This is a genomic window from Agrobacterium tumefaciens (assembly GCA_025559845.1).
Lineage (GTDB): Bacteria > Pseudomonadota > Alphaproteobacteria > Rhizobiales > Rhizobiaceae > Agrobacterium.
Genome location: CP048470.1, coordinates 1,044,688 through 1,066,029, shown reverse-complemented (window position 1 = coordinate 1,066,029; position 21,342 = coordinate 1,044,688). Strand labels below are relative to the sequence as shown.

At 56.7% G+C, this 21,342-nt stretch carries 20 protein-coding genes and 1 tRNA gene; 15 read left to right on the top strand and 6 right to left on the bottom strand.

Annotated elements, in window-relative coordinates; translation table 11 throughout:
• Positions 1-59: 59 nt before the first annotated feature.
• The gene (locus FY156_21265; GenBank protein ID UXS04040.1) at positions 60-296 is read left to right on the top strand and encodes a hypothetical protein; all 237 of its coding nucleotides are present in this window, start codon (positions 60-62) and stop codon (positions 294-296) included.
• Positions 297-718: 422 nt separating this feature from the next.
• Here FY156_21265 and prfH read toward each other — a convergent pair whose 3' ends face one another.
• From prfH to FY156_21240, 5 genes are all read right to left on the bottom strand, one after another.
• Entirely contained in the window at positions 719-1,330 is a 612-nt protein-coding gene (gene prfH, locus FY156_21260; GenBank protein ID UXS04039.1) for a peptide chain release factor H, read from the bottom strand.
• On the bottom strand, positions 1,317-2,543 hold the full coding sequence (locus FY156_21255) for an RNA ligase RtcB family protein (GenBank protein UXS04038.1): 1,227 nt from the start codon (positions 2,541-2,543) through the stop codon (positions 1,317-1,319). The genes prfH and FY156_21255 overlap by 14 nt, the downstream gene beginning before the upstream one ends.
• Positions 2,544-2,933: 390 nt before the next feature.
• Positions 2,934-3,296 carry a hypothetical protein gene (locus FY156_21250; GenBank protein ID UXS05186.1) on the bottom strand — a complete coding sequence of 121 codons (363 nt, stop codon included), beginning with the start codon at positions 3,294-3,296 and terminating at the stop codon, positions 2,934-2,936.
• Between the two features lie 346 nt (positions 3,297-3,642).
• A tRNA-Ser gene (locus FY156_21245) sits at positions 3,643-3,732 on the bottom strand.
• A gap of 197 nt (positions 3,733-3,929) precedes the next feature.
• On the bottom strand, positions 3,930-5,087 hold the full coding sequence (locus tag FY156_21240) for an ROK family transcriptional regulator (GenBank protein ID UXS05185.1): 1,158 nt from the start codon (positions 5,085-5,087) through the stop codon (positions 3,930-3,932).
• Between the two features lie 190 nt (positions 5,088-5,277).
• On the opposite strand from FY156_21240, the gene FY156_21235 reads away from it, so the two are divergent.
• From FY156_21235 to FY156_21210, 6 genes are all read left to right on the top strand, one after another.
• On the top strand, positions 5,278-6,585 hold the full coding sequence (locus FY156_21235) for an extracellular solute-binding protein (protein UXS04037.1): 1,308 nt from the start codon (positions 5,278-5,280) through the stop codon (positions 6,583-6,585).
• A 71-nt stretch (positions 6,586-6,656) separates the two neighbouring features.
• Positions 6,657-7,547, top strand: a complete 891-nt coding sequence (locus tag FY156_21230; GenBank protein ID UXS04036.1) for a sugar ABC transporter permease — start codon at positions 6,657-6,659, stop codon at positions 7,545-7,547.
• 3 nt (positions 7,548-7,550) lie between these two features.
• On the top strand, positions 7,551-8,468 hold the full coding sequence (locus tag FY156_21225; GenBank protein UXS04035.1) for an ABC transporter permease subunit: 918 nt from the start codon (positions 7,551-7,553) through the stop codon (positions 8,466-8,468).
• A gap of 3 nt (positions 8,469-8,471) precedes the next feature.
• Positions 8,472-9,596, top strand: a complete 1,125-nt coding sequence (gene ugpC, locus FY156_21220) for a sn-glycerol-3-phosphate ABC transporter ATP-binding protein UgpC (GenBank protein ID UXS04034.1) — start codon at positions 8,472-8,474, stop codon at positions 9,594-9,596.
• Positions 9,597-9,739: 143 nt separating this feature from the next.
• On the top strand, positions 9,740-10,570 hold the full coding sequence (locus FY156_21215; GenBank protein UXS04033.1) for a glycerophosphodiester phosphodiesterase family protein: 831 nt from the start codon (positions 9,740-9,742) through the stop codon (positions 10,568-10,570).
• Positions 10,567-11,388 carry an inositol monophosphatase gene (locus tag FY156_21210; protein ID UXS04032.1) on the top strand — a complete coding sequence of 274 codons (822 nt, stop codon included), beginning with the start codon at positions 10,567-10,569 and terminating at the stop codon, positions 11,386-11,388. Before FY156_21215 ends, FY156_21210 begins: the two co-directional genes overlap by 4 nt.
• 35 nt (positions 11,389-11,423) lie before the next feature.
• On the opposite strand, the gene FY156_21205 is transcribed toward FY156_21210, so the two are convergent.
• Entirely contained in the window at positions 11,424-12,176 is a 753-nt protein-coding gene (locus tag FY156_21205; protein UXS04031.1) for a FadR family transcriptional regulator, read from the bottom strand.
• A 453-nt stretch (positions 12,177-12,629) separates the two neighbouring features.
• Here FY156_21205 and FY156_21200 point away from each other — a divergent pair, with 453 nt between their 5' ends.
• From FY156_21200 to FY156_21165, 8 genes are all read left to right on the top strand, one after another.
• Positions 12,630-13,103, top strand: a complete 474-nt coding sequence (locus FY156_21200; GenBank protein UXS04030.1) for a RidA family protein — start codon at positions 12,630-12,632, stop codon at positions 13,101-13,103.
• 37 nt (positions 13,104-13,140) lie between these two features.
• Positions 13,141-13,881 carry an amino acid ABC transporter ATP-binding protein gene (locus tag FY156_21195; protein UXS05184.1) on the top strand — a complete coding sequence of 247 codons (741 nt, stop codon included), beginning with the start codon at positions 13,141-13,143 and terminating at the stop codon, positions 13,879-13,881.
• 10 nt (positions 13,882-13,891) lie between these two features.
• Positions 13,892-14,560, top strand: a complete 669-nt coding sequence (locus FY156_21190) for an amino acid ABC transporter permease (GenBank protein UXS04029.1) — start codon at positions 13,892-13,894, stop codon at positions 14,558-14,560.
• A 9-nt stretch (positions 14,561-14,569) separates the two neighbouring features.
• The gene (locus FY156_21185) at positions 14,570-15,220 is read left to right on the top strand and encodes an amino acid ABC transporter permease (GenBank protein UXS04028.1); all 651 of its coding nucleotides are present in this window, start codon (positions 14,570-14,572) and stop codon (positions 15,218-15,220) included.
• Positions 15,221-15,261: 41 nt separating this feature from the next.
• Positions 15,262-16,107 carry a transporter substrate-binding domain-containing protein gene (locus FY156_21180; GenBank protein UXS04027.1) on the top strand — a complete coding sequence of 282 codons (846 nt, stop codon included), beginning with the start codon at positions 15,262-15,264 and terminating at the stop codon, positions 16,105-16,107.
• A gap of 172 nt (positions 16,108-16,279) precedes the next feature.
• On the top strand, positions 16,280-18,370 hold the full coding sequence (locus tag FY156_21175; GenBank protein ID UXS05183.1) for a hydantoinase/oxoprolinase family protein: 2,091 nt from the start codon (positions 16,280-16,282) through the stop codon (positions 18,368-18,370).
• A 15-nt stretch (positions 18,371-18,385) separates the two neighbouring features.
• Positions 18,386-20,023 (top strand): hydantoinase B/oxoprolinase family protein, encoded by a 1,638-nt coding sequence (locus tag FY156_21170; protein ID UXS04026.1) that lies wholly within the window; start codon positions 18,386-18,388, stop codon positions 20,021-20,023.
• A gap of 74 nt (positions 20,024-20,097) precedes the next feature.
• On the top strand, positions 20,098-21,303 hold the full coding sequence (locus FY156_21165; GenBank protein ID UXS04025.1) for a pyridoxal phosphate-dependent aminotransferase: 1,206 nt from the start codon (positions 20,098-20,100) through the stop codon (positions 21,301-21,303).
• The last annotated feature ends 39 nt before the right edge of the window (positions 21,304-21,342 follow it).

Sequence of the window (21,342 nt, the reverse complement as noted above, 5' to 3'; positions counted from 1 at the left end):
TGCACTCCGTCCCTCTTCAGGGATTATCGTCACCAAATTCGTTGTCGGGAGGCTTTGATATGGAAATGACACAGACACGCCGGCTCGCCGAAGAATACCTGCGGCTCGGGGGCACGAGGCAAGTGATGATTGACGATGACAAAACGTTCGTGCGTCAGTATCAGGACGACCCACCAGCCGCCAAGGCGTTCTGGCTGGAGAACATTGCCGGGTTGGATGAGGACACTTTGGAAGACGTCGAGTTCTTTCTTCCTTCAGTCAATTCGGATGCGAAACCGCAGAGCGATAAGCACTGAATATGGTCAATTCAGACGACGATGCCTATCATTGCCGCCTGCCCTAGGGGTGCCTGAGCCGCACAAGGGATACGCCGGCCGTGTAATGTCACGGCTGCGGCATTAATTTGTCTCACGATCTGATTTGGCGGCAATTGGCCCTATCTCAGACGTTTCTGTTTGTGTTCGATCCAGCAGCGCTTGATGAAGCACTCTTTTTTGCACAGCATTGACTAACTTCTGATGTTTTGTCCCATCGACGCACCGTTTCATGTGGAAACGCCTGAAGCCATGACCACGCATTATGTAAATATGGCCCCGATCGATCGGTTTCGCATGTACGAGAAGGTAAAGCCATTTTTCGCGCTTCCGTGATCAAATTGCGCATTCTTTGACAGTCTTTCTGGCGCATCGACGATCAGCCGATGCGCCAGCTTTCCAGGCTACAATTTGAAAGTCTTCACGGCATTTCCGCGTTCGATTGAACGATTTGCATAGAAACGCTCTGACTTTGCCATCTCCGTTTTCCTATCTTCAAGGTGTTGCAGCAGGGATGTCAACCGTTTGACAGCAAGAGCTTTGTTTCGATGTTGAGACCGCTCGTTTCGGGCAATGACTGACAATCCGGTCGGAACGTGGATCGCGCGAACGGCGCTATCGGTCGTGTTCTGGTGTTGGCCGCCTGGGCCGCCGGCCCTCAACGTTTCGAAACGTAAATCACTGGAATCGATTTCAACATCGGTGCCACTGTTGACGTCAATTGGTTGTACGGAGACAAACCAGTTCTGTCGTTTGTGGCCCGGGCGGACAGGGCTCTTGAACAGAAACCTGACTGTTCCACAAAACTCTGCGGCCAACTGCCGGGCACGTTCACCTTCCAGGCTCACGAGGGCAGATTTGGGTCCATGTGCATCCGGCGTGGCTCCCAGACTCACCTCACACTGACAATGTCGATCCCGGGCCTCTTTCTGGAGAATGTCCAGAAGTGCTTTGACCGCAATCCGGCACTCGGTCGGCCCCGTGCCGGCGGTGATAAGCAGATCAATATCGTTCATGCTTGCGACCTCCTTCGCGACGATGATTTGGCTTGTCGGTATGGTGGACGATCCTGTCCTCTCCTATTGCTTTCTTGTAGGTTATAAGCGGCCGCAAGGAAGCGAGACTGTCAATCAAGCCCGCCGCCTTAAGATCTGCAACAACCTGCGTTGCATCCTTGTAGGCCGATGAGGCTTCCTCGACGATAAGATCTCGATCATCGCAGATCGCGATGCCACCCCAGTCATTTCGTAATAGCTGATCACGCTCGGAGCGAGTTTTGCCGATGCGGCCATGCATTGTGGCGCGGTCATATTTTCGGCCGGCACCATGAGATATTCCTCCCAGGGAGCAGGTGACTTTGCTGGTGGCTTTTACGATGTAGCTGAGCGTTGCCCGTGATCCTGCGATCGGCGCAAGCTCTCCGGGCATCACTGCAGCCGCTCCCTTGTAATGGACGAAGCCATCCTTAACCCGCCGGACAAGGTTGTGCGGTATATCTGTCACTAGTCGAATGTCGGCGTTGAGCAGGGATGCCGCTTTTTCAGCGATCAAACGACGATTGAGCGATGCCCACGTCAAGCATTGGTTGTGCTTGTCCAGCCAATGAACTGCGCTCTCAGCCAGTGGATCAAGTCCCTTTGTCAGGTCATCAGAACTACTTGAGAGAACGTTGGAAAACACATCCGTACCGAAGCTGCGGGAACCAGAATGGACCAGAAGATAAAGCTTCTGCTTATCCATGGGTGTCGCGTCGGTTTCGGTGTTCAGGCTTTCCACGGCCTGCAATTCACAAAAGTGGTTGCCCCCGCCTATCGTCCCCAATGCATTTGGGAAGAGGTCGTCTGGCAAACCAAGTTCTTCGAGCCTGACTGATGGACTGTCAGTTGTGACGGTGTCCAGGCGTCGGAGGCGGTTTGCTGCTTTGTCCAGTTTTAGTTTCCGGGTTGGAAGATCAAGTTCAAAAAAAGACATCCCGCAGCCGATGTCGTTACCGATCAATAGCGGATGCAACTTCTCGGAAAGAAGGGCGACACCAGTCGCGCCGTATTTCCCCGGATGCAGATCAGGAAAGGCCGCGAGGGTTTTAACACCCGGCAACTGCGCCATTTTTTCAAGTTGGTCGAGGGCTGCGCCGTCGATCCAGCTTCTGTTTGAGAAGTGAAGATGTATTGTAGTCGGCGAACATGCCGACTGAGGGGATGCCGAAGCATCCTCGGAAAAATTGCCCATATTAGTAAACTCTGGATGGGTGTTCGCTATTTGCCTTTTTTGAAGGCAGTTCGAACGATCAATCTCAGTACAAACTGAGTTAGATCGAGACCCCAATGGGGCGAGAAGAGATATTTTGCATCGGTCCGCTCCCCTTCCAGAAAATTAAAGTTGTGTCGCTTATATGCGAGTTCGAAAAAAATGCAACTCTTTGGCGACCAATTCGGATTGATCTCTCGGCCCGCCGATTTCTACGGCATCGATACGTTACGCTCCGCTCCGGCGATGGTGGAATAGCCAATCAAAGCAGCGCCAAGGAGTTATCCGGCGCTGCTGAGTTTATGAATGCATCGTCTTAAGGTATCGGAAGTGGTCTTCCAGCCATCGGCAGGGGCCACCACGTGAAAAACCTCACGCTTCGACTGGTTCGCGAACGTCATCCATGAGGAAATGCACGATGACGTAGTTCGTCGTGTATTTGTGACCACTATCAGACATGTTTTCGACGCTCCCGCCGTCGGCAGGATGCCATTTCTGGTAATGGGGATTGTTGGCGATGAGTGTAATGGCTTTACCCGAAAACTTGCCGTCCAGCCGATAGCGGGCCTCTGCGAGAGACCAAATCTTTTCGAAATCCTGCTGGCTGATCCGGGCTTTCAGGGCTTTTCTTGATGTCGCTTTTCCTGGCGAGCCATCTTCGTGTGCCACCGGTGGAATATTCAGGTCTACCTCTTCCGCGCCGTCAAGCAGAAAGGCAAATTCGTCTGGCCACATGCGTCTCACGTATCGCTCCTCCCAAAGCTAACCGTCCAATAGCACCGTCATGATAGCGCCTTAGCCACAAGAGGCAATGGCCAGATGTCGTCGTTCATATGGATCACGGAAACACTGTCGCTTGCGTAGCGATTTTGATTATTCCACTCTTGGGGGATAGGATGACAGCCAACGCACTGACGTTCTGAACGCGCTTCAGCCTCTATGCCGTATGTGAGAGCTATTCGGCTAAGTCGATCAACGGATGGCCTGCGCCCTCACCGTGAGTTCGTGCGGCTGATGGAAAAACCTTTGCGACCACGCCGTGAATCAAATTAGTTTGGAAATTACGCCTTAGCGTTGATTATGGCGGAGAGGGTGGGATTCGAACCCACGATACGGTTGCCCGTATGCCGCATTTCGAGTGCGGTGCATTCGACCACTCTGCCACCTCTCCGCGGGCACAACGCTTGCGTCGTGCGGGCCCCTCTTAAACATCAATAGCGGGACTGACAAGGGGTATTTCATATCTGCGTCACAAATTCTCGTCGCTCATGGAAATGTTTCTGTGCCATGCCGATTTCCATCGCCGCCAGCAGGCAAGGCCGTTGTTTTGACGGGGAATGCATTGGCGCCGAAACGTCGGGTTCTGCGCTAGTAAAATGTTCGGCGGAAGGGCATGATGGCGGCGCCGATGGCTGGAGCGTCGGTTGCGATTTCCGATACGATCAGCTTAGGTCCGGGACGGTGAACGCCATATCGTGGGCGGTCGAAGAGTTTCGATCTGTCGATCATCATGCGGGCGAGGTCTGGGGGGATCTGGCCACCAAATACGATCGCTTGCGGATCGATCACGGCGCGAATGGCATTGATGAGGCGGTTATAGGCGGGCGTCGTTTCTTCCAGCCATTCGCTGACGCCTGGCCAGTTCCGATCGAAGTTTCGGCGCATGTAGTGGATCGAGGGCACGTTGATGCCGTTTCGGTTCAGCCGGTCGATCAGATATTGGAGCGCCGGGCGACGTTCCGATTCCTCCGCGTCGAACATGCCGGAGAATTCGCCTGCATTGCCGTTGCCGCCCTGCAGAAGTTCTCCATCGCTGATGACGCCGCCGCCAAAACCGTAGTTGAAACTCAGATATGCGAAGTGCCGGATGAATCGGCCAGCCCCGAACATGGATTCGGCTATCGCACCCGACTTGCCGCCATTGATGACCCAAGCCGGCCGGTCGAACAGGTCGGCGATGATTGGCCCAAGCTCGATCAGCGACCATTCATGGAGAGGAAGCGGTGCATTGTGACGGGTGCCATCGATGTGGTAGCCGGCGATGGCAAAGCCGGTCCCGAAGAAATTTTCGTCCTTGAGGTCGTTTTGCCTTTGCAGGTCTCTGACCTGCTGTTTCACGAGCTGCAATGCCTGGCTCATGGTTGTTTCGCGTAGCGTTACTTCGCGCTCGCCCAGGGTCTTTCCGGCGAAATCCGTAATGCAAATGCCAATCACATCCGTGTTGACCGAGATGCCGCAGGCATAAGCATGCGCCCCGTTCAGGCGCAGCATCGGGCTTGGCTGGCCGCGGCCCATTCCCGGTTTGGCCGAGCCCAGCAATATAATTCCACGGTCCGATAGCTGGTCGAGGATGCGATGTACGGATTGCTGCGTGAGATCCGTATGTCCGGTGATTTCCGAACGCGAGATGCCCGGGTTTCGCCAAATGAGCTGCAGCAGCCGCCGTTCATTGGGAGATACAACATCCACCTCGCCCGTACGGCGAAAACGCTCGGGGATCAGGGCTTCTGCGCTATAGGCTCCCATTGTCGTCAAAGGCTTACCCATAAAGTGTATTTTATATCATACGTTCAGTCGTGTTGATTTCAGCACTTATAACCAAAGTTGTGTGTTTTCAAGCATATTGCTTTGTCATCTAATTGTTACACATAAAGTGTAGTAATCCGCCATCGCAGGCAGGGCCAGACAGGCTCGCCGCAAAATCAGCGAGGGCATGATGAAAAAGTTCACTTTGGCGGCGACTGTCGCACTTCTCGGATGTGCCAGCGCGGCGCAGGCCACCAATATTGAGTTCTGGTATGGCAATACCGGCCCTGTCGAGACTGCCATAAAGGCGCAGTGCGATGCCTTCAACGCGGCGCAGAATGAGCACAAGGTCAATTGTGTGGGGCAGGGCAGCTATGAAGTGTCGATGCAGAAAGCGATCGCCGCCTATCGCGCCAAGAACCATCCGGTTCTCATCCAGTTTTTCGACGCTGGCACTCTGGACCTTATGTTATCCGATGCCGTCGAGCCGGTTCAGGATCTGATGCCTGATGTGAAGTGGGATAATTACATCGGCGGCGCACGCGCCTATTACGAAACATCCGGTGGCAAGCTGTTCGCACAGCCCTACAACTCTTCGACACTTCTGTTCTACACGAACAAGACGGAACTGGAGAAGGCGGGCGTCATGCAGACGCCGACGAACTGGGAAGAGGTTATTGATGCAGCTCGCAAGCTGAAAGCCGCCGGCCATGCATGCCCCTTCGTTACGGATGGCGACACCTGGCGTGTGGTGGAGCAGTTCTCGGCGCGTCACGGTCTGCCGATTGCGACCAAGCACAATGGCTATGATGGTCTCGACGCTGAATATGTCATCAACACGACCTTTGCCGCCAAGCATCTCGCCAATCTCGTCGAGTGGCGAAATGAAGGGCTCGTCAGGCTGGATGCTGACACCAAGGCCGGTAAATATGCAGCGGCTTTCAATGCCGGCGAATGCGCGATGATGGAAGGTTCATCAGGCTCATACACCGCCGCCGCCAAGGCGTTTGAGGGCAAATACGAACTGACGGTCGATATGGCGCCAATGTACAAGGGCTACGAGCGTCACAACACCTTTGTCGGCGGTGCGTCCATCTATGTCATGAAGGGGCATGACAAGGCCGAGATCGAAGCGGCCAAGTCGTTCCTCGACTTCCTGCGTCGCCCTGAACAGCAGATGTTCTTCACCGCGGCGACCGGCTACGTCCCGGTGACGACGGACGTCGTTGATGAGATTGCCAAAAGCAACGAGGCAAATTCACCCAAATATGCCACTGCGAAGGTTGGTGTGGCGTCCATGGATCAGCCCTCGACGCCAGATACACGTGGCATTCGCCTCGGTTTCTACGTCCAGTTCCGCGAAGTCTTCATGGAAGAGACGCAAAAAGCCTTCGCAGGACGGCAGACCATGCAGGTGGCGCTCGATAACGCCAAGACGCGTGGCGACCAGTTGCTGCGTCGGTTCGAGCAGACCTACAAGGGTAAGACGCTGCCTTGATCCAAGCCTAGCATCCGCGGTGTGGGGCGCAGTGCCGTCCCGCACCTGTCTCCTGTTCTGGGACTTTTTCCATGTCGTCGGATTCTTTCCTGTTCAGCAATCGCTGGCTGCCTATCCTGTTGGTGGCGCCCCTGATGTTGCTGATCCTGCTGTTTTTTTACGTGCCTGTTTTTCAGGCCTTTTACTGGTCCTTTTACCTGGAACAGCCGTTCGGCGGCGGTTCGCAATTCGTTGGATTCGAGAATTTCTCCCGCGTCCTGTCTGACCCGGAGTTCTGGATTGCCGGCTGGCGGACGATCATCTTCATGTTGACGGCGTCGTCGCTTGCCGTTGCGGTGCCGTTGATGCTGGCAATCGCCGCCGACCGCAAGATCCGCATGTCGCTGCCGGCGCGCAACATTCTCGTCTGGCCAAAGGGTATCGCTGGTGCTTCGATCGGCGTTGTCTTTGCCTTCATCTTCAATCCGTTTGTCGGCATCATGGCGCCGCTCAACGGACTGTTTCCCGGCCTTTGGAACCCGGGTATCGATGGCACGGACGCCTTTATCACGCTGGTGGCGGCACATGTCTGGAGCGGCATTCCGTTCAATTTCGTCATCCTGCTTGCCGGTCTGCGGTCCATTCCGCACACCATGTATCAGGCTGCGGCAATGGATGGCGCTGGCCCGTGGCGGCGTATCGCCGATGTGCAGCTTCCGCTCATCATGCCGCAACTGTTTCTGACGTTCGTTCTGGAATTTACCGAAAGCATCACGTCGGTCTTCGCCCTGATCGACACGATCACCGGTGGCGGTCCGGGCGGCTCCACGACCCTGATGGTCTACAAGATCTACGTCGACGGTTTCAGGGGGTATGACCTCTCAGGTGCTTCCACGCAGACCGCGATCCTCATGGTCTTCGTTATTCTCATCGCGGCCTGCCAGTTCCTCTTCATCGGCCGACGCATCAACTACGAGCGCTGAAAAATGATCGAGAATGCACGCTCCATCAACATCGTTGCCAGCATCCTGCTGTTCATCGGGATCGTCTATATTGTCGGACCGCTTTATCTCACGCTGTCTACTGCCTCGCAGTCCTATGAATTCCTGCTGCGCAACGGGCTTGCCTGGTATCCGGGTGGCGAGTTTTTCACCAATGTCGGCAAGGTCATCAAAGACACGCGCATCCCGGTCCAGATGCTCAACAGCCTGATCGTGGCTTTCTCCAACGCATTCGCCACGTGTGCGCTGTCGTTCCTGTCGGCCTATGCGATCGTCTATTTCCGCGTACGGTGGGCAGGGGTGATATTTGCGCTGATCCTTGCAACGATCATGCTACCTCTCGATATTCGTGTGATCACCACCTACCAGGTCGCGTCCAACATCTTCTCTCCGCTCAATGCGGTGCTGGATGTGACCGGGCTCAATACCCTCATTACCAGCATGTTCGGCGCACCGGTGCATCTCGAACTCAGCGTGCTCAATACGCATCTGGGCCTGGTCGCGCCATTGGTGGCGCATGGAACGGGTACTTTCCTGTTTCGACAGTTTTTCATGACGCTGCCCAAGGATCTGTTCAAGGCGGCGCGTATGGATGGGGCAGGGCCGATCCGTTTTCTGTTCGATATCCTTCTGCCGCTTGCCCGCACCAGTGTTGCCTCCCTGTTCGTCCTGACCTTTCTCAGCGGCTGGACGCAGTATCTGTGGCCGCTGGTGGGCGCTTCGACGCCGGACATGCAAACGGCGGTGGTGGGCCTTGCCCGCCTCGTGCCCGACAATGATGGGCAGGTTCCCGATTACCCGATGATTATGGCCGGTGCCGTACTCGTATGCCTTATTCCCCTTTCGATGATCGCACTTTTGCAGCGCTTTCTCGTTCAGGGCCTCGTTCTCTCGGAGAAATGACCAATGACCGCGATTGCTAAAGGTGCCGCAGCGGCTGATATCGAACTCATCGGGGTCACCAAGGCCTATGATGCCAAGACGGTCGTCATTCCGCCGCTTGATGTGGCCCTGCGACCGGGCGAGTTTACCGTTGTTCTGGGTCCGTCCGGCTGCGGCAAGTCCACACTTTTGCAGATGATCGCCGGCCTTGAGCGGGTCAGCGGTGGCAAGATCATGATCGGTGGACGCGAGGTCCAGGATCTCGAGCCGAAGCATCGTGGTTGTGCCATGGTGTTCCAGAACTATGCGCTTTATCCGCATATGACCGTCGCACAGAACATGGCCTACAGTCTCAAGGTCGCAGGCGTTTCGAAGGCCGAGCGTGCAGAGCGGGTCGCCACTGTCGCTAAGACTCTTGGCCTTGCCGATCTGCTTGCCCGCAAGCCAAGCCAGCTTTCGGGCGGTCAGCGCCAGCGTGTCGCAATCGGACGGGCGATCATTCGCGAGCCCGGCGTTTTGCTGTTCGATGAGCCTCTTTCCAACCTTGATGCGCAGTTGCGTCACGATATGCGTGTCGAACTTGCTGAATTGCATCGTCGCATCGGCGCAACCAGTGTCTTCGTCACCCATGATCAGGTGGAGGCGATGACATTGGCCGATCGCATTCTCGTCCTGAACAAGGGTCGAGTTGAGCAGTTCGGCACGCCGAAGGAAATCTATCATCACCCAGCATCGGTCTTCGTCGCGAAATTCATCGGCGCGCCGCCGATGAACGTTCTAAACGTGACGGGTGATGGCACAACGTTGCGCCTGCCGGACGGGCAGGCCGTGGCGAATTACGACGGTAGAGGCAATTTCCAGCTTGGCATCCGCCCGGAGGATGTTGTCGTCATATCAGGCGGTTCTCTCAAAGCGGAAATTCGCTACCGTGAGGATCTTGGTTCGCACGAGATCATCGAGGCGGATCTGGCCGGTCAGCAACTGCGCATTGCGACCCCGTTTGGCGTAGACATTGGCGCGCTGTCGACACTATCCCTGTCGTTCTCAGCCGAGCGCCTGCATCTCTTCGACGGGGAAACCGGTCGTGCCATTCCCGGTGCCCTGAAGCCGGTGGAAATCGTGTGCGAAGGCATCAAGGAATATCACTGAACCATAGTTTTAGCCCTGCTTTCTCGCGGTCATAGCGCGAAAGCGCGGCGGCCCGATGCTCGTGACCTGCCGCAGGCTGACGAAGCGTCGTGGATCAAGCCTTCTTTTCAGGCTGTCGCCTGGACATTTCCAAGGAAAACAAAATGACGCATTACCAGGACTACATCGCCGATCCCAAGCGTGCTCCCGCCATCGTTGCCCATCGCGGTGCCTGGCGCGGGGCGCCTGAAAACAGCCTTGCCGCAATCGAACGGGCGATCGCTGTCGGTGCCAATATCGTTGAGCTCGACATTCGCAAAAGTGTTGATGGCGAACTGTTCATCATGCATGACGATACGTTGCTACGTATGGCTGGTATCGATCGCGATGCAGAAACTTTCACCATGGCGGAGTTGCAGGCCATTGCGCTCCGCGAAGATGATGGCGGGGAAGGCCGGGCAGTGTCCGATCAGCGCATCCCGACCCTGAAGCAGGCGCTGGAGATCATTCGCGGTCGCATCTTTGCCGATCTCGATCTCAAGGATCGCGGTCTTTTTCCGGAAGTCGCTGCTTGCGCACGCGATATGCAGGCAGCGTCTTATGTCGATCTGAAAACACGCGTCATGACACGCGATGAAGTGGATTGGGTACAGGATCAGAATATCGACGGCGTACCGTTCATGGCCATGGCCAAATTCACTGCCGGCGAGTTTCACGACACCATGGCGCTTCTCTCGGAAATCAAACCGTTCATGTGCGAGATGCGTTTCGATCGCATCGAAACGATTGCGGAAAATCGGGATCTCTTCCGTGAAGCCAATATGGCTCTGTGGATCAACACGCTTGACCAGGTTGGAAGCGGCGAATGGCGGGATGACAAGGCGATGATCGACCCGGATAGCATCTGGGGCCGTTTGATGGATGCCGGTATCAGCGTTTTTCAGACGGATCAGCCGGAAGCCCTCAAGGCCTATATCGAGGCGCGGCAGGCATGAAAGCCGTTAGTGACGAACTCATGTCTGCGTTGATGGACGATATGCGTGACGTGGCAAAGGCTGAGATCATGCCGCGTTTTCGCGGCGTCACCGCTGACGCCATGCGCGCCAAGACGGTGGCCGATGACCTCGTCACGGACGCGGACATCGCGGCAGAAAAGAGTCTGAGCGCACGGCTGACCGCGCGCTTTCCGGGCATTGCGATCATTGGCGAAGAAGCTGTGTCTGACGATGCATCCGTTCTGTCGCGGCTTGCAGCGGCCGATCTTGCCGCAGTAATTGATCCTGTCGATGGCACCTGGCACTTCGCCCACGGCACCCCGATGTTCGGCAGCATCCTCGCCATCGTTTCCGGTGGCGAGACCATAGCTGGTCTTATCCACTACCCTGTGCTCGGCGATTTTCTGGTGGCCCGTCGGGGGTATGGTGCCTGGCACGTGGCTCTGGATGGCAAGCAAACACGGCTATCGGTTGCTGCACCGACACCGCTTGAGGAGATGCATGGTTTCATTCCATTGCACATGTTCGAGCCGGACCGGCGCGAAAAGCTTGCCACTCGCGTGCTGAACTTTCTGCGCGTCACGACATGGCGTTGCTCGGCGTGGGAATATCGCATGCTGGCAACCGGCGCGATGAGCTTTTGCCTCAATGAAAGCCTGAAGCCCTGGGATCACGCAGCAGGTGTTTTGATCCATGCCGAAGCGGGCGGACATGCTGCGACCATGGAGGGCGAGACGTACAGACCAACCATGACGGGCGGCCATCTTCTGGCGGCACCTGATGCGGCGTCGTGGAATGCGATCAGGACTTCACTCTGACGCTGCCGAGAGAGGGGCGGGTCTCCAACGGCCCGTCACTCCTCTCGGGCAACATTGCTGAGAGGTGAGGTTCCCCCATCTGAAAAGCCGCGATAGCGCAAATGGCTCCGGTTCAAATGCGCACGCATTGCTTCGCGTGCCTTTTCTGAATTGCCGGTGCTGATCGCCTCACAGATCGCGCGATGCTCGACGACAGTGTTCTGAACATAATCAGGCGTGATGAGGGCAGGGTTCAGCGCTTTGGAAAAGGCAGGCTGCGGCAGAATTTGCAGGCTCATCAAACTGAAGAACTCAATGAACGCTCCGTTGTTGGTCGCCTCGGCAATCGAGCGGTGGAATACAAAGTCGAGATGGTCAAGCGCTGATTCATTCTCGAGCGAGGCCTCGAACTCACGCGCAGCGTTCCAGATATTCGATTCCTGCGCCCAGGAGCGCCTGACGGCTGCAAGCCCTGCAGCATGGACCTCGAATGCCATTCTCAACTCGAGCAGGTCCATGAACGACGTCTTGAGGCGGGAGAGCGGTGCAAGCGCGGTATCGGCATCGAATGTGCCGGGTTCTTCAGGAATGATGCGCTGCGCATCTTTCACGAACACGCCGACACCATGTCGTGCCTCGACAACTCCGTCAGAGCGCAATGCGGCGACCGCCTCACGGATGACCGTTCGGCTGACGCCGAACTGCTGGGACAAATCGTTCAGCGAACCCAGCTTGAAGCCGTTTTCCAGTCGGCTGTCCCTGATGTGCGTTTTTAATGCCTGTATGGTCCGGCCCGTTAGCGTATCCAAAAGTCACCCATGTCGTTCGTTGCCTCCTCCGGCACTCATCTCATGCGGACAAGGTAGCATGACTTGCGACAGTGATGCTACCTCATTGGTAGGTTTTCCCGCATAAAGAGTGCGCACACTTGCTCGAAGTGTGTTGTTTTGGCCCGTTTGGATCGCGATTTCCAGGAGGTTCAAATGAAAAAAATTATGAACCCTTTTGATATTCGACGGGAGATTATCGAGGCCTGATAATTAAAATTGTATAATATCATAATCTTACGATTGGTCCGGATCGATTTTTTCAAAGAGATAGTATCTCTTGTTTTTGTATTGACAGGAGGTACTATTTCAATAATGTTTAGTTCCAGAAAAAGCGATCCAGCGATCGACCTGACCTGACGGGAGGGATGACGACTGGCTCCGGGAACATGGTCCGCGCAGCCCGCGCGTTCAAAAAGCAAATGGAAAGCTGCTATGGCTGGTGTCGCCTCACGACTCGCCGAGCTGGGTATCGTATTGCCTTCGATTGCCCCAGCTTCAGGAAACTACATTCCGTACAGGCTTGTCGGAAATCTCGTTTTTGTATCGGGCCAGATCCCCAGGATCGACGGCGTTGAGCATTATGTCGGCGTCGTTGGTCAGGATATCTCTCCTGAAGACGGTTATCAGGCTGCCCGCCTTTGCGCGCTCAATCTTGTGGCGCGGTTGAATGAGGCTGTTGAAGGCGATCTCGAGCGTGTTGTCGCCTGCGCCCAGCTTCGAGGTTTCGTCAACGCTCCGCCAGATTTCAAGGGCCATCCGGCCGTGATCGACGGCGCCTCTGATCTGCTTGTCGAGATATTTGGAGACAAGGGGCGCCATGCCCGTACGGCGCTCGGTGCCGGATCGTTGCCGCGTGGATCGTCTGTCGAGGTCGACGCCATATTCGAAATCGCACCAAAAGCTTGAGAACAAAAAGGGGAAACTGGCCATGAACCGGTCCAGCATGTCGGAAAAAACCATTGAGATGATCGGCGTCAACAAGTGGTATGGTCCACTGCATGTCCTCAAAGGCATTGACCTCAACGTCGCTCGGGGTGAGCATATTGTGCTCTGCGGCCCGTCCGGCTCGGGAAAGTCCACGCTGATCCGCTGTATAAATCACCTGGAGGAAATCCAGGAAGGTACAATTGTCGTCAACGGTACCGAGCTTGGGCATAAGGGCAACAATGCCGATCACATTCGCCGCGATGTCGGCATGGTTTTCCAGCAGTTCAATCTTTTCCCCCATCTGACCGTTCTTGAAAACTGCATGCTGGCGCAGCGCCGGGTTCGCAAGGCATCTGTCGCCGAGGCAAAGGATAAGGCGATGCGTTACCTCGAGCGGGTGCATATCGCAGAACAGGCTCAGAAGTACCCGGCGCAATTGTCCGGTGGCCAGCAGCAGCGCGTGGCGATTGCCCGGGCGCTCTGCATGGATCCCAAGATCATGCTGTTCGATGAGCCAACCTCGGCGCTTGACCCGGAAATGGTCAAGGAAGTGCTCGATACGATGATTTCGTTGGCGGACGACGGCATCACCATGATCTGTGTGACGCATGAAATGGGTTTCGCACGCGCCGTCGCGCACCGCGTCATCTTCATGGATCGTGGCGAAATCATCGAAAGCGCCAAGCCGGACGTGTTCTTCAGCAATCCGAGCCACGAGCGGACCAAGACGTTCCTCAGCCAGATCCTCAATCACTAAGGAGCGGCCGATGAATTATACATTCGATTTCGCTCCCGTCTTCGCCGCCTGGCCGATCTTTGTCGATGGCGTGATTGGCACGCTGAAGATGTCGTCCCTATCGATGATATTCGGCTTGAGCCTCGGTATCGTGTTCATGTTGATGCGCATGAGCCAGCAGCCCACGTTGCGGGCCATCGCCATCGGTTACATCGAACTGATCCGCAACACGCCGATCCTTGTTCAGGTGTTCTTCGTTTTCTTCGGCATGCCGGCGATCGGCATCCGGTTGAGCGGCGAGCAGGCGGCGATCCTTGCCATGACGCTGAATTGCGCGGCCTATGCGGCGGAGATCGTTCGTGGCGGTGTCCAGTCCATTCGCGCCGGCCAGGTCGAGGCGGGCCGAGCACTCGGCCTTCACACCATCGACATTTATCGTTTCATCGTCTTTCGCCCGGCGATACGGGCGGTGTACCCGGCGCTCTGCAGCCAGTTCATTCTGTTGATGCTGAATTCGAGCCTGATGTCTTCGGTTTCCGCGGAAGAACTGACCTATTTTGCCCAGACGCTGGATTCCCAGACGTTCCGCAGCTTCGAGATCTATCTCGCCCTCGGCGTCATCTATCTGGTGCTTTCGCAGTTCTTCTCCGTCGCTCTCGGCATGATTGGCCGGGTCTATTTCTCCTATCCGGTAAAGTGAGGCAACGCGATGATCCGTCAATTTGGTTGGGGAGAATTCCTGTTTCTGCTGGAAGGTGCGCGTTGGACCGTTGTCCTGTCGCTTCTGGCTTTTACTGTTGGTGGCGCGCTAGGGCTCGCCGTGGCGCTCGGGCGTACCAGCAAATGGAAGATGCTGCGCATCCTGATGACTGCCTATATTCAGGTGTTTCAGGGGACACCGCTGCTAATCCAGCTTTTCTTTGTCTATTTCGGCCTGCCGCTGCTTGGCTTCAAAGTTGATGTCTGGGTGGCGCTGACAATTGGTTTGTCTTTGCATACCAGCGCATTTCTCGGCGAAATCTGGCGTGGCAGCATTCAGGCCGTCCCTGATGGACAAAGCGAGGCGGCACGTGCCCTGGGCATCAGTTACGCTCACCGCATGGTCGACATCGTCCTGCCGCAGGCGTTTCGCATCGGCCTGCCAGCGACCATCAGCTTCCTCGTCAACCTGGTGAAAGGAACTGCGCTTGCAGCATTGCTGGGTCTGACGGAATTGACCCGCTCGGGCCAGCTTATGGCGAACATCACCTTCCAGCCATTGCAGGTCTACGGGGCGGTCGCACTCATCTACTTCCTCATCTGCATACCGCTGACCTACTGCAGCGCACGGATCGAAAGGCGTCTGAACGCCGCTCGGTAAAACAAGAACGCATGACAAAAAACCAAACCAGAGGTGACCACATGTCCAATACAGCATTGACCCCTTCGCGTTCGAAAGTCGGCAGCGGCCTTGCCGCCATGCTTTTCGCCGCAACGTCCTTTGCAACCGCCGCGCTGGCCGTGACGCCTGAGGAACTTAAGGCCAAGGGCACGGCGACAATCGGCGTACAGATGGATCAGTTCCCGTGGGGTTTCATCGATCCGAAGGGCCAGAATGACGGCTTCGATATCGAGATCGCAAAGATGATTGCCAAGGAACTCGGCGTCGAGGCGAAGTTCGAGCGCATCACCGGCCAGAACCGCATTCCTCTGCTGGTCAACGGCAACGTCGATTTCCTCGTGCCGTCCATGACGATCACCGAGGAACGCGCCAAGGTCATCCAGTACGTCATTCCCTACTCGTCGAACGACATCACTGTCTGGGGCAAGAAGGACGCGGCGATCAAGGCCAACGAGGATCTCGGAAAGTTTGTGATCGGCGTCAATCGCGGCAGCGCGTTCGATCCTCTGCTGGTCAAGGTCGCGCCGCCGAACACCGAAATCAAGCGTTTCGATGATGATGCGACGACGGTGCAGGCGCTTCTATCCGGTCAGGTCGATGCGATCCTTGGCAGCATCACCTACGGCCTTGTCATCAAGCAGGCCGGTTACGATGCCCAGTTCGAGCGCAAGTACAAGGTCTCCGACAATTTCCAGGGTATGGCTGTACGCAAGGGTGACGAGGAGATGCTCGCGTTTCTCACGGATTTCGTGACCAAGCACACGGCTGATGGCTCGCTCGACGAACTTTACAAGAAATGGATCGGCGTTGATCGCGCCAAACTCCCGACAACCCTGCCAGGTGTCGATTTCACCGGCAAGCAATAACGACCAAGACCTGCGCGGCCGCTGACACCGCCGCGCAGGGCACCCGCAAATCAACAACTGAAGAGCTTTGGCCTCCGTCGCAACGCGTGCGGAGAATGCCCCCGGCATGTCGAAAATTGAGCTTTCGCAAGGCCGGCGCATCAACAGCTCGCTTATGGAGCATAGTCAAGAAATGGCGAAAGATGGCAAGCAGATCAGGGTCGGTGTCGATATCGGTGGCACCTTCACCGACGTTGCGATGGAGGTAGGCATCACTCTCCATTCGATCAAAGTTCTGACCGATTATTCCTATCCGGAAAACGCGATCGTCAAAGGTATTCGCCAAGTGGCAGACGTTGCCGGCGTGGATCTGTCCGAGATCGATACGATCATTCACGGCACCACGCTTGCGACCAATGCGCTGATCGAGCGACGCGGTGCGCGCACGGCTTTCATCACCACTAAGGGCTTTCGCGATGTCATCGAGATGCGCACGGAAAGCCGCTTCGAGCAGTATGATCTGAATATCGTCCTGCCGGCACCACTCGTCCCGCGCAATGAGCGTTTCGTCATCGACGAACGTATCGGCGCTGATGGCTCGGTGCTGAAGCCGCTCGACCTTGCCGAAGTGGACGCACTTTGCGACCACATCATCGCCGCCGGTTACGAAAGCGTGGCGATCGGCTTTATCCATTCCTACCTGAACGGAGCGCATGAAATCGCGGTTCGCGATCGGCTTCTGGCCAAGAAGCCCGATATTTCGGTATCGGTTTCGTCGGAAGTGTCTCCGCAGATGCGTGAGTTCCAACGGTTTAATACCGTCTGCGCCAACGCTTTCGTCAAGCCGCTGATGGCGTCCTATTTGAACCGCCTTGTCGGTCGCCTGACGGAAGAGGGGACACGTTGCCCGGTCTTCATGATCCACTCCGGTGGCGGCATCATCAGCGTCGAAAGCGCCATTGAATTCCCTGTCCGCCTTCTGGAGTCCGGTCCGGCCGGTGGTGCAATCTTCGCTGCCCATATTGCCAGCAGCTATGGTCTCGATCAGGTTCTCTCCTATGACATGGGGGGCACCACGGCCAAGATTTGCCTGATTGAAAAGCAGACACCCAAGACCTCGAAAACCTTCGAAGTGGCGCGTACCTGGCGCTTCAAGAAGGGCAGCGGCATGCCGATTTCCATTCCGGTTATTGAAATGGTCGAGATCGGTGCAGGCGGTGGCTCGATCGCCACCATCGACAGCATGCGTCAGATCCGCGTCGGGCCGCACAGTGCCGGTTCCGAACCAGGCCCGGCCTGCTACGGCCGTGGCGGTGAGAACCCGACAGTCACCGATGCGGACCTGATCCTTGGCCGACTTGACCCGGATGAGTTCGCAGGTGGCGCAATGAAGCTCGACCGTCCGGCCTCCGACAAGGCCATGCAGACCGATATTGCTTCCAAGCTCGAGACCGACATTTCTACGGCTGCCTACGGGCTTAGTGAAGTCGTGGACGAGAACATGAGCAATGCCGCGCGTATGCATGCGGTGGAAAACGGCAAGGAACTCTCCGAATTCACCATGATCGCTTTCGGCGGTGCCGCTCCCATCCATGCCGCGCGCCTTTGCGAAAAGCTTGGCATGTCGGAACTGCTCATTCCGCCGGGCGCCGGTGTCGGCTCGGCCATCGGCTTCCTACGCGCGCCGTTCGGTTTTGAATCCGTGCGCAGTGCCTATAGCCGCCTCAGCCGCTTCGAAGCCAAAGCGATCAACCAGACGATCTCGGATCTGATTGCTGAAGCAACTTCATTCGTCCGTTCCGGTGCTCCGGATGCCGACCCCGATCTCGAGTGCACGGCATACATGCGCTATGTTGGTCAGGGCTGGGAAGTGCCGGTGACGATTGCTGTCCGTGATTATGTCGATGCCGATGGCGAGGTGTTCCGCAACCTCTTCAACGAGCAATATGAGAAGTTCTTCGGCCGCGTGATCGACGGTCTCGACGTCGAAATCGTGAGCTGGTCGCTTCGCGCCACCTCAAAAGTCGCGCCACCCGACCGGATCGGCAAGACGGCAAAGGCCGGGGAAGCGAAAGCCCGCGGCACGCGCGAAATATTCGATGTTCAGGAAGGCCGCTTCCAGAACGCTGCGATTGTCTCCCGCAACGACATGAAGGCTGGCGACTGGGTGAGCGGGCCTGCCGTCATCACCGAACGCGAGACCTCAACCATCATCACCGCGAGCCGCGAAGTCATCATGCAGGCCGATGGCTGCCTGCTCGTACGCGTCAAGCAGAGCGCTTGAACGGAGGACAGACCCATGACAACCAACGCACTTTCCGAAGTCCACATGCAGATCATGTGGAACCGCTTGATCTCCGTCGTCGAAGAACAAGCCGTGACGCTTATCCGCACCGCTTTCAGCACCAGCGTCCGTGAATCGGGCGATCTTTCCGCAGGTGTATTCAACCGTGGTGGCAAGATGATTGCTCAGGCGGTGACCGGAACGCCCGGCCACGTCAACGCCATGGCGGAAGCCGTCGGGCATTTTATTCGCGATATCGGACCCGAAAACATCTTCGAAGGCGATGTCTACATCACCAATGACCCGTGGAAGGGCACAGGCCACCTGCACGACTTCACGGTGGTTTCGCCAAGCTTCCGCAACGGCGCACTGGTCGGTTACTTCGCCTGCACGGCGCACGTGGTCGACGTGGGTGGCCGAGGCTTCGGACCGGACGCGAACGAGGTGTACGAAGAGGGGATCTTTGTTCCCATCATGAAATTCGCGGAGCGGGGCAAGGTCAACAAGGATCTCGTCAATATTCTTCGCAACAATGTTCGTGAGAGCCACCAGGTGGTGGGCGACGTTTACTCACTCGCAGCATGCAATGAAATCGGCCATCGCCGTCTGATGGACATGATGGACGAATTCGATCTCGCGGATCTGGAAACGCTGGGCGAGTTCATTTTCAAACGCAGTTATGATGCGACCATAGAGCGTATCGCCGCGCTGCCGAAGGGCTCTTACTCCAACGTAATGCGCGTGGATGGATATGGCTCTCCGATCGACATCGCCGTGCGTCTCGATGTTGCCGAAGATCACATCCTCGCCGATTTCGAGGGGACGTCGCCACCGAGCCCTAAGGGCATCAATTGCCCGATCATCTACTCGGCTGCCTACGCTTGCTATGGTCTGAAATGCTCGCTCGCACCTGAAATTCCAAACAATCACGCGTCATTGCTGCCGTTCCGTACGACGGCACCGAAGGACTGCATTCTGAACGCGCAGCACCCCGCACCGGTGTCCGTTCGTCACGTCCTCGGCCATCTCGTCCCGGATGCCGTGCTTGGGGCCGTGCACAAGATGCTGCCAGGCCGCGTTCCGGCGGAAGGGGCGGGTGCTCTCTGGAACCTCCATGTCAGCGTGCGCCCGTTGCAAGGTGAAAAGGCGCCGGCAGATGGTGGCCAGCGCGCCGAAGTCCTGCTCTTCAATAGCGGTGGCGCAGGTGCCCGCTCGACCCTCGACGGCCTGAGTGCGACGGCATTCCCGAGCGGCGTTCATTCGATGTCTATCGAAGCCACAGAGCATGTCGGTCCGGTGATCTTCTGGCGCAAGGAGTTGCGCGACGGTTCCGGCGGTGCCGGTCAGTTTCGCGGTGGTCTTGGTCAGGTGGTCGAGATCTCTCCGACTGATGGTCACGAGATGCATTTCAACGCGATGTTCGATCGTATCGATCATCCGCCACGCGGCCGAGAGGGTGGCGAAAATGGTGCTGCGGGTGCGGTGCTTCTCGATGACGGCACCCGTCTTGCGTCCAAGGGTCGCCAGCATGTGCCGGCGGGCCGGCGGCTGATCCTGCAGCTTCCAGGCGGTGGTGGTTATGGCCCGGTCGACAAGCGTGAGGCCGCTGCCGCCGAACGCGACAGTGCCTTCGACTACGTCATTTCGAAATAGTTCTCCCGGTGATGTCGGGCGAGACGAAAGCCTCGTCCGGCATCAAACTCACGTCAGAATTCAAGGAAACCACAATGAGTTTCGAGAACAATCGCGCGACAGGCATTAAATCGTCGCCCAGCATGGCGATTGCCATGGCCGCGAAGAAGCTGGCGGCGGAAGGGCGCGATATTATCGATCTGTCGCTCGGAGAACCCGACTTCGAACCGCCTGAGCATGTTGCTGAAGCGGCCATGCAAGCGATCCGCAAAGGCGGCATTCGATACGGAGCGCCCGCCGGCATGGTCGATCTGCGTCAGGCGATTTCACGCAAGTTCAAGGTCGAGAACGGCCTGGACTACACGGTCGATGAGGTCATGGTTGCCAATGGTGCCAAACAGATCCTTTTTGATGTCTTTCTCGCAACCCTTGAACCAGGCGACGAGGTCATTATTCCAACGCCTTGTTGGGTTTCCTACGGCGACATCGTATCCTTGCACGGTGGCGAGCCTATTTATGTTGGCTGTGGTGCCGCGTCAGGGTTCAAAATTTCTGCCAAGCAACTGGAAGAGGCGATAACGCCGAAAACCCGTTGGTTGATGCTGAACTCGCCTTCTAATCCAACTGGTGCCATCTATTCTGCCGAGGAATATCGTCAGCTCGCAGCCGTGCTCGCCCGTTATCCGCGTGTTCTCGTCGTTTCCGATGAAATCTACGAGCATGTCCTTTTGCGGGACACGAGTTTCGTCTCTTTCGGACAGGCTTGCCCGGAACTGCGAGATCGAACCTTGATCGTCAACGGCGTATCCAAGGCCTACGCCATGACCGGCTGGCGGCTTGGATATGCGGCAGGACCGAAGCCGTTGATCGCCGCACTCAACAAGATGCAATCGCAAAGCGTTTCCTGTGTATCCCCCATCGCGCAAGCGGCAGCGCTTGCGGCGCTGACGGGAGATCAGAGTTTTGTTGGGCAGGGGGCAAAGACCTTTGCCGGGAGGGCAAAAGTCGTCGCTGAGCGCCTGGCCGAAATCGACGGTATCGATTTCACTCCTCCCGATGGCGCTTTTTACGCTTTCATTGGCGTCCAGAAACTGCTGGGCCGCAAGACATCCAACGGTGATGTCGTCAAAGACGACACGGCTTTCGCCGCTTGCCTATTACAGCAATTCGGTCTGTCGAGCGTGCCTGGCGCGGCGTTTGGCGCACCCGGTTACATCCGCCTTTCCATCGCGGCATCCGATCAGGAACTTATCGGTGCCTGTGAACGGCTCGCAGCCATGGTTCAGTCGCTGGAATCCTGAGGCGCAGATCCCAAAAACAAAACAGAGGGATGGGTGGCG

Bases quoted from the DNA above. Each gene is read 5' to 3' on its own strand.
- FY156_21200 (UXS04030.1), top strand. From the start codon at position 12,630: ATGGCTGGTGTCGCCTCACGACTCGCCGAGCTGGGTATCGTATTGCCT.
- FY156_21235 (UXS04037.1), top strand. From the start codon at position 5,278: ATGAAAAAGTTCACTTTGGCGGCGACTGTCGCACTTCTCGGATGTGCC.
- ugpC (UXS04034.1), top strand. From the start codon at position 8,472: ATGACCGCGATTGCTAAAGGTGCCGCAGCGGCTGATATCGAACTCATC.
- FY156_21225 (UXS04035.1), top strand. From the start codon at position 7,551: ATGATCGAGAATGCACGCTCCATCAACATCGTTGCCAGCATCCTGCTG.
- FY156_21165 (UXS04025.1), top strand. From the start codon at position 20,098: ATGAGTTTCGAGAACAATCGCGCGACAGGCATTAAATCGTCGCCCAGC.
- FY156_21250 (UXS05186.1), bottom strand. From the start codon at position 3,296: ATGTGGCCAGACGAATTTGCCTTTCTGCTTGACGGCGCGGAAGAGGTA.
- FY156_21255 (UXS04038.1), bottom strand. From the start codon at position 2,543: ATGGGCAATTTTTCCGAGGATGCTTCGGCATCCCCTCAGTCGGCATGT.
- FY156_21190 (UXS04029.1), top strand. From the start codon at position 13,892: ATGAATTATACATTCGATTTCGCTCCCGTCTTCGCCGCCTGGCCGATC.
- FY156_21215 (UXS04033.1), top strand. From the start codon at position 9,740: ATGACGCATTACCAGGACTACATCGCCGATCCCAAGCGTGCTCCCGCC.
- FY156_21170 (UXS04026.1), top strand. From the start codon at position 18,386: ATGACAACCAACGCACTTTCCGAAGTCCACATGCAGATCATGTGGAAC.
- prfH (UXS04039.1), bottom strand. From the start codon at position 1,330: ATGAACGATATTGATCTGCTTATCACCGCCGGCACGGGGCCGACCGAG.
- FY156_21180 (UXS04027.1), top strand. From the start codon at position 15,262: ATGTCCAATACAGCATTGACCCCTTCGCGTTCGAAAGTCGGCAGCGGC.
- FY156_21195 (UXS05184.1), top strand. From the start codon at position 13,141: ATGTCGGAAAAAACCATTGAGATGATCGGCGTCAACAAGTGGTATGGT.
- FY156_21175 (UXS05183.1), top strand. From the start codon at position 16,280: ATGGCGAAAGATGGCAAGCAGATCAGGGTCGGTGTCGATATCGGTGGC.
- FY156_21265 (UXS04040.1), top strand. From the start codon at position 60: ATGGAAATGACACAGACACGCCGGCTCGCCGAAGAATACCTGCGGCTC.
- FY156_21230 (UXS04036.1), top strand. From the start codon at position 6,657: ATGTCGTCGGATTCTTTCCTGTTCAGCAATCGCTGGCTGCCTATCCTG.
- FY156_21240 (UXS05185.1), bottom strand. From the start codon at position 5,087: ATGGGAGCCTATAGCGCAGAAGCCCTGATCCCCGAGCGTTTTCGCCGT.
- FY156_21210 (UXS04032.1), top strand. From the start codon at position 10,567: ATGAAAGCCGTTAGTGACGAACTCATGTCTGCGTTGATGGACGATATG.
- FY156_21185 (UXS04028.1), top strand. From the start codon at position 14,570: ATGATCCGTCAATTTGGTTGGGGAGAATTCCTGTTTCTGCTGGAAGGT.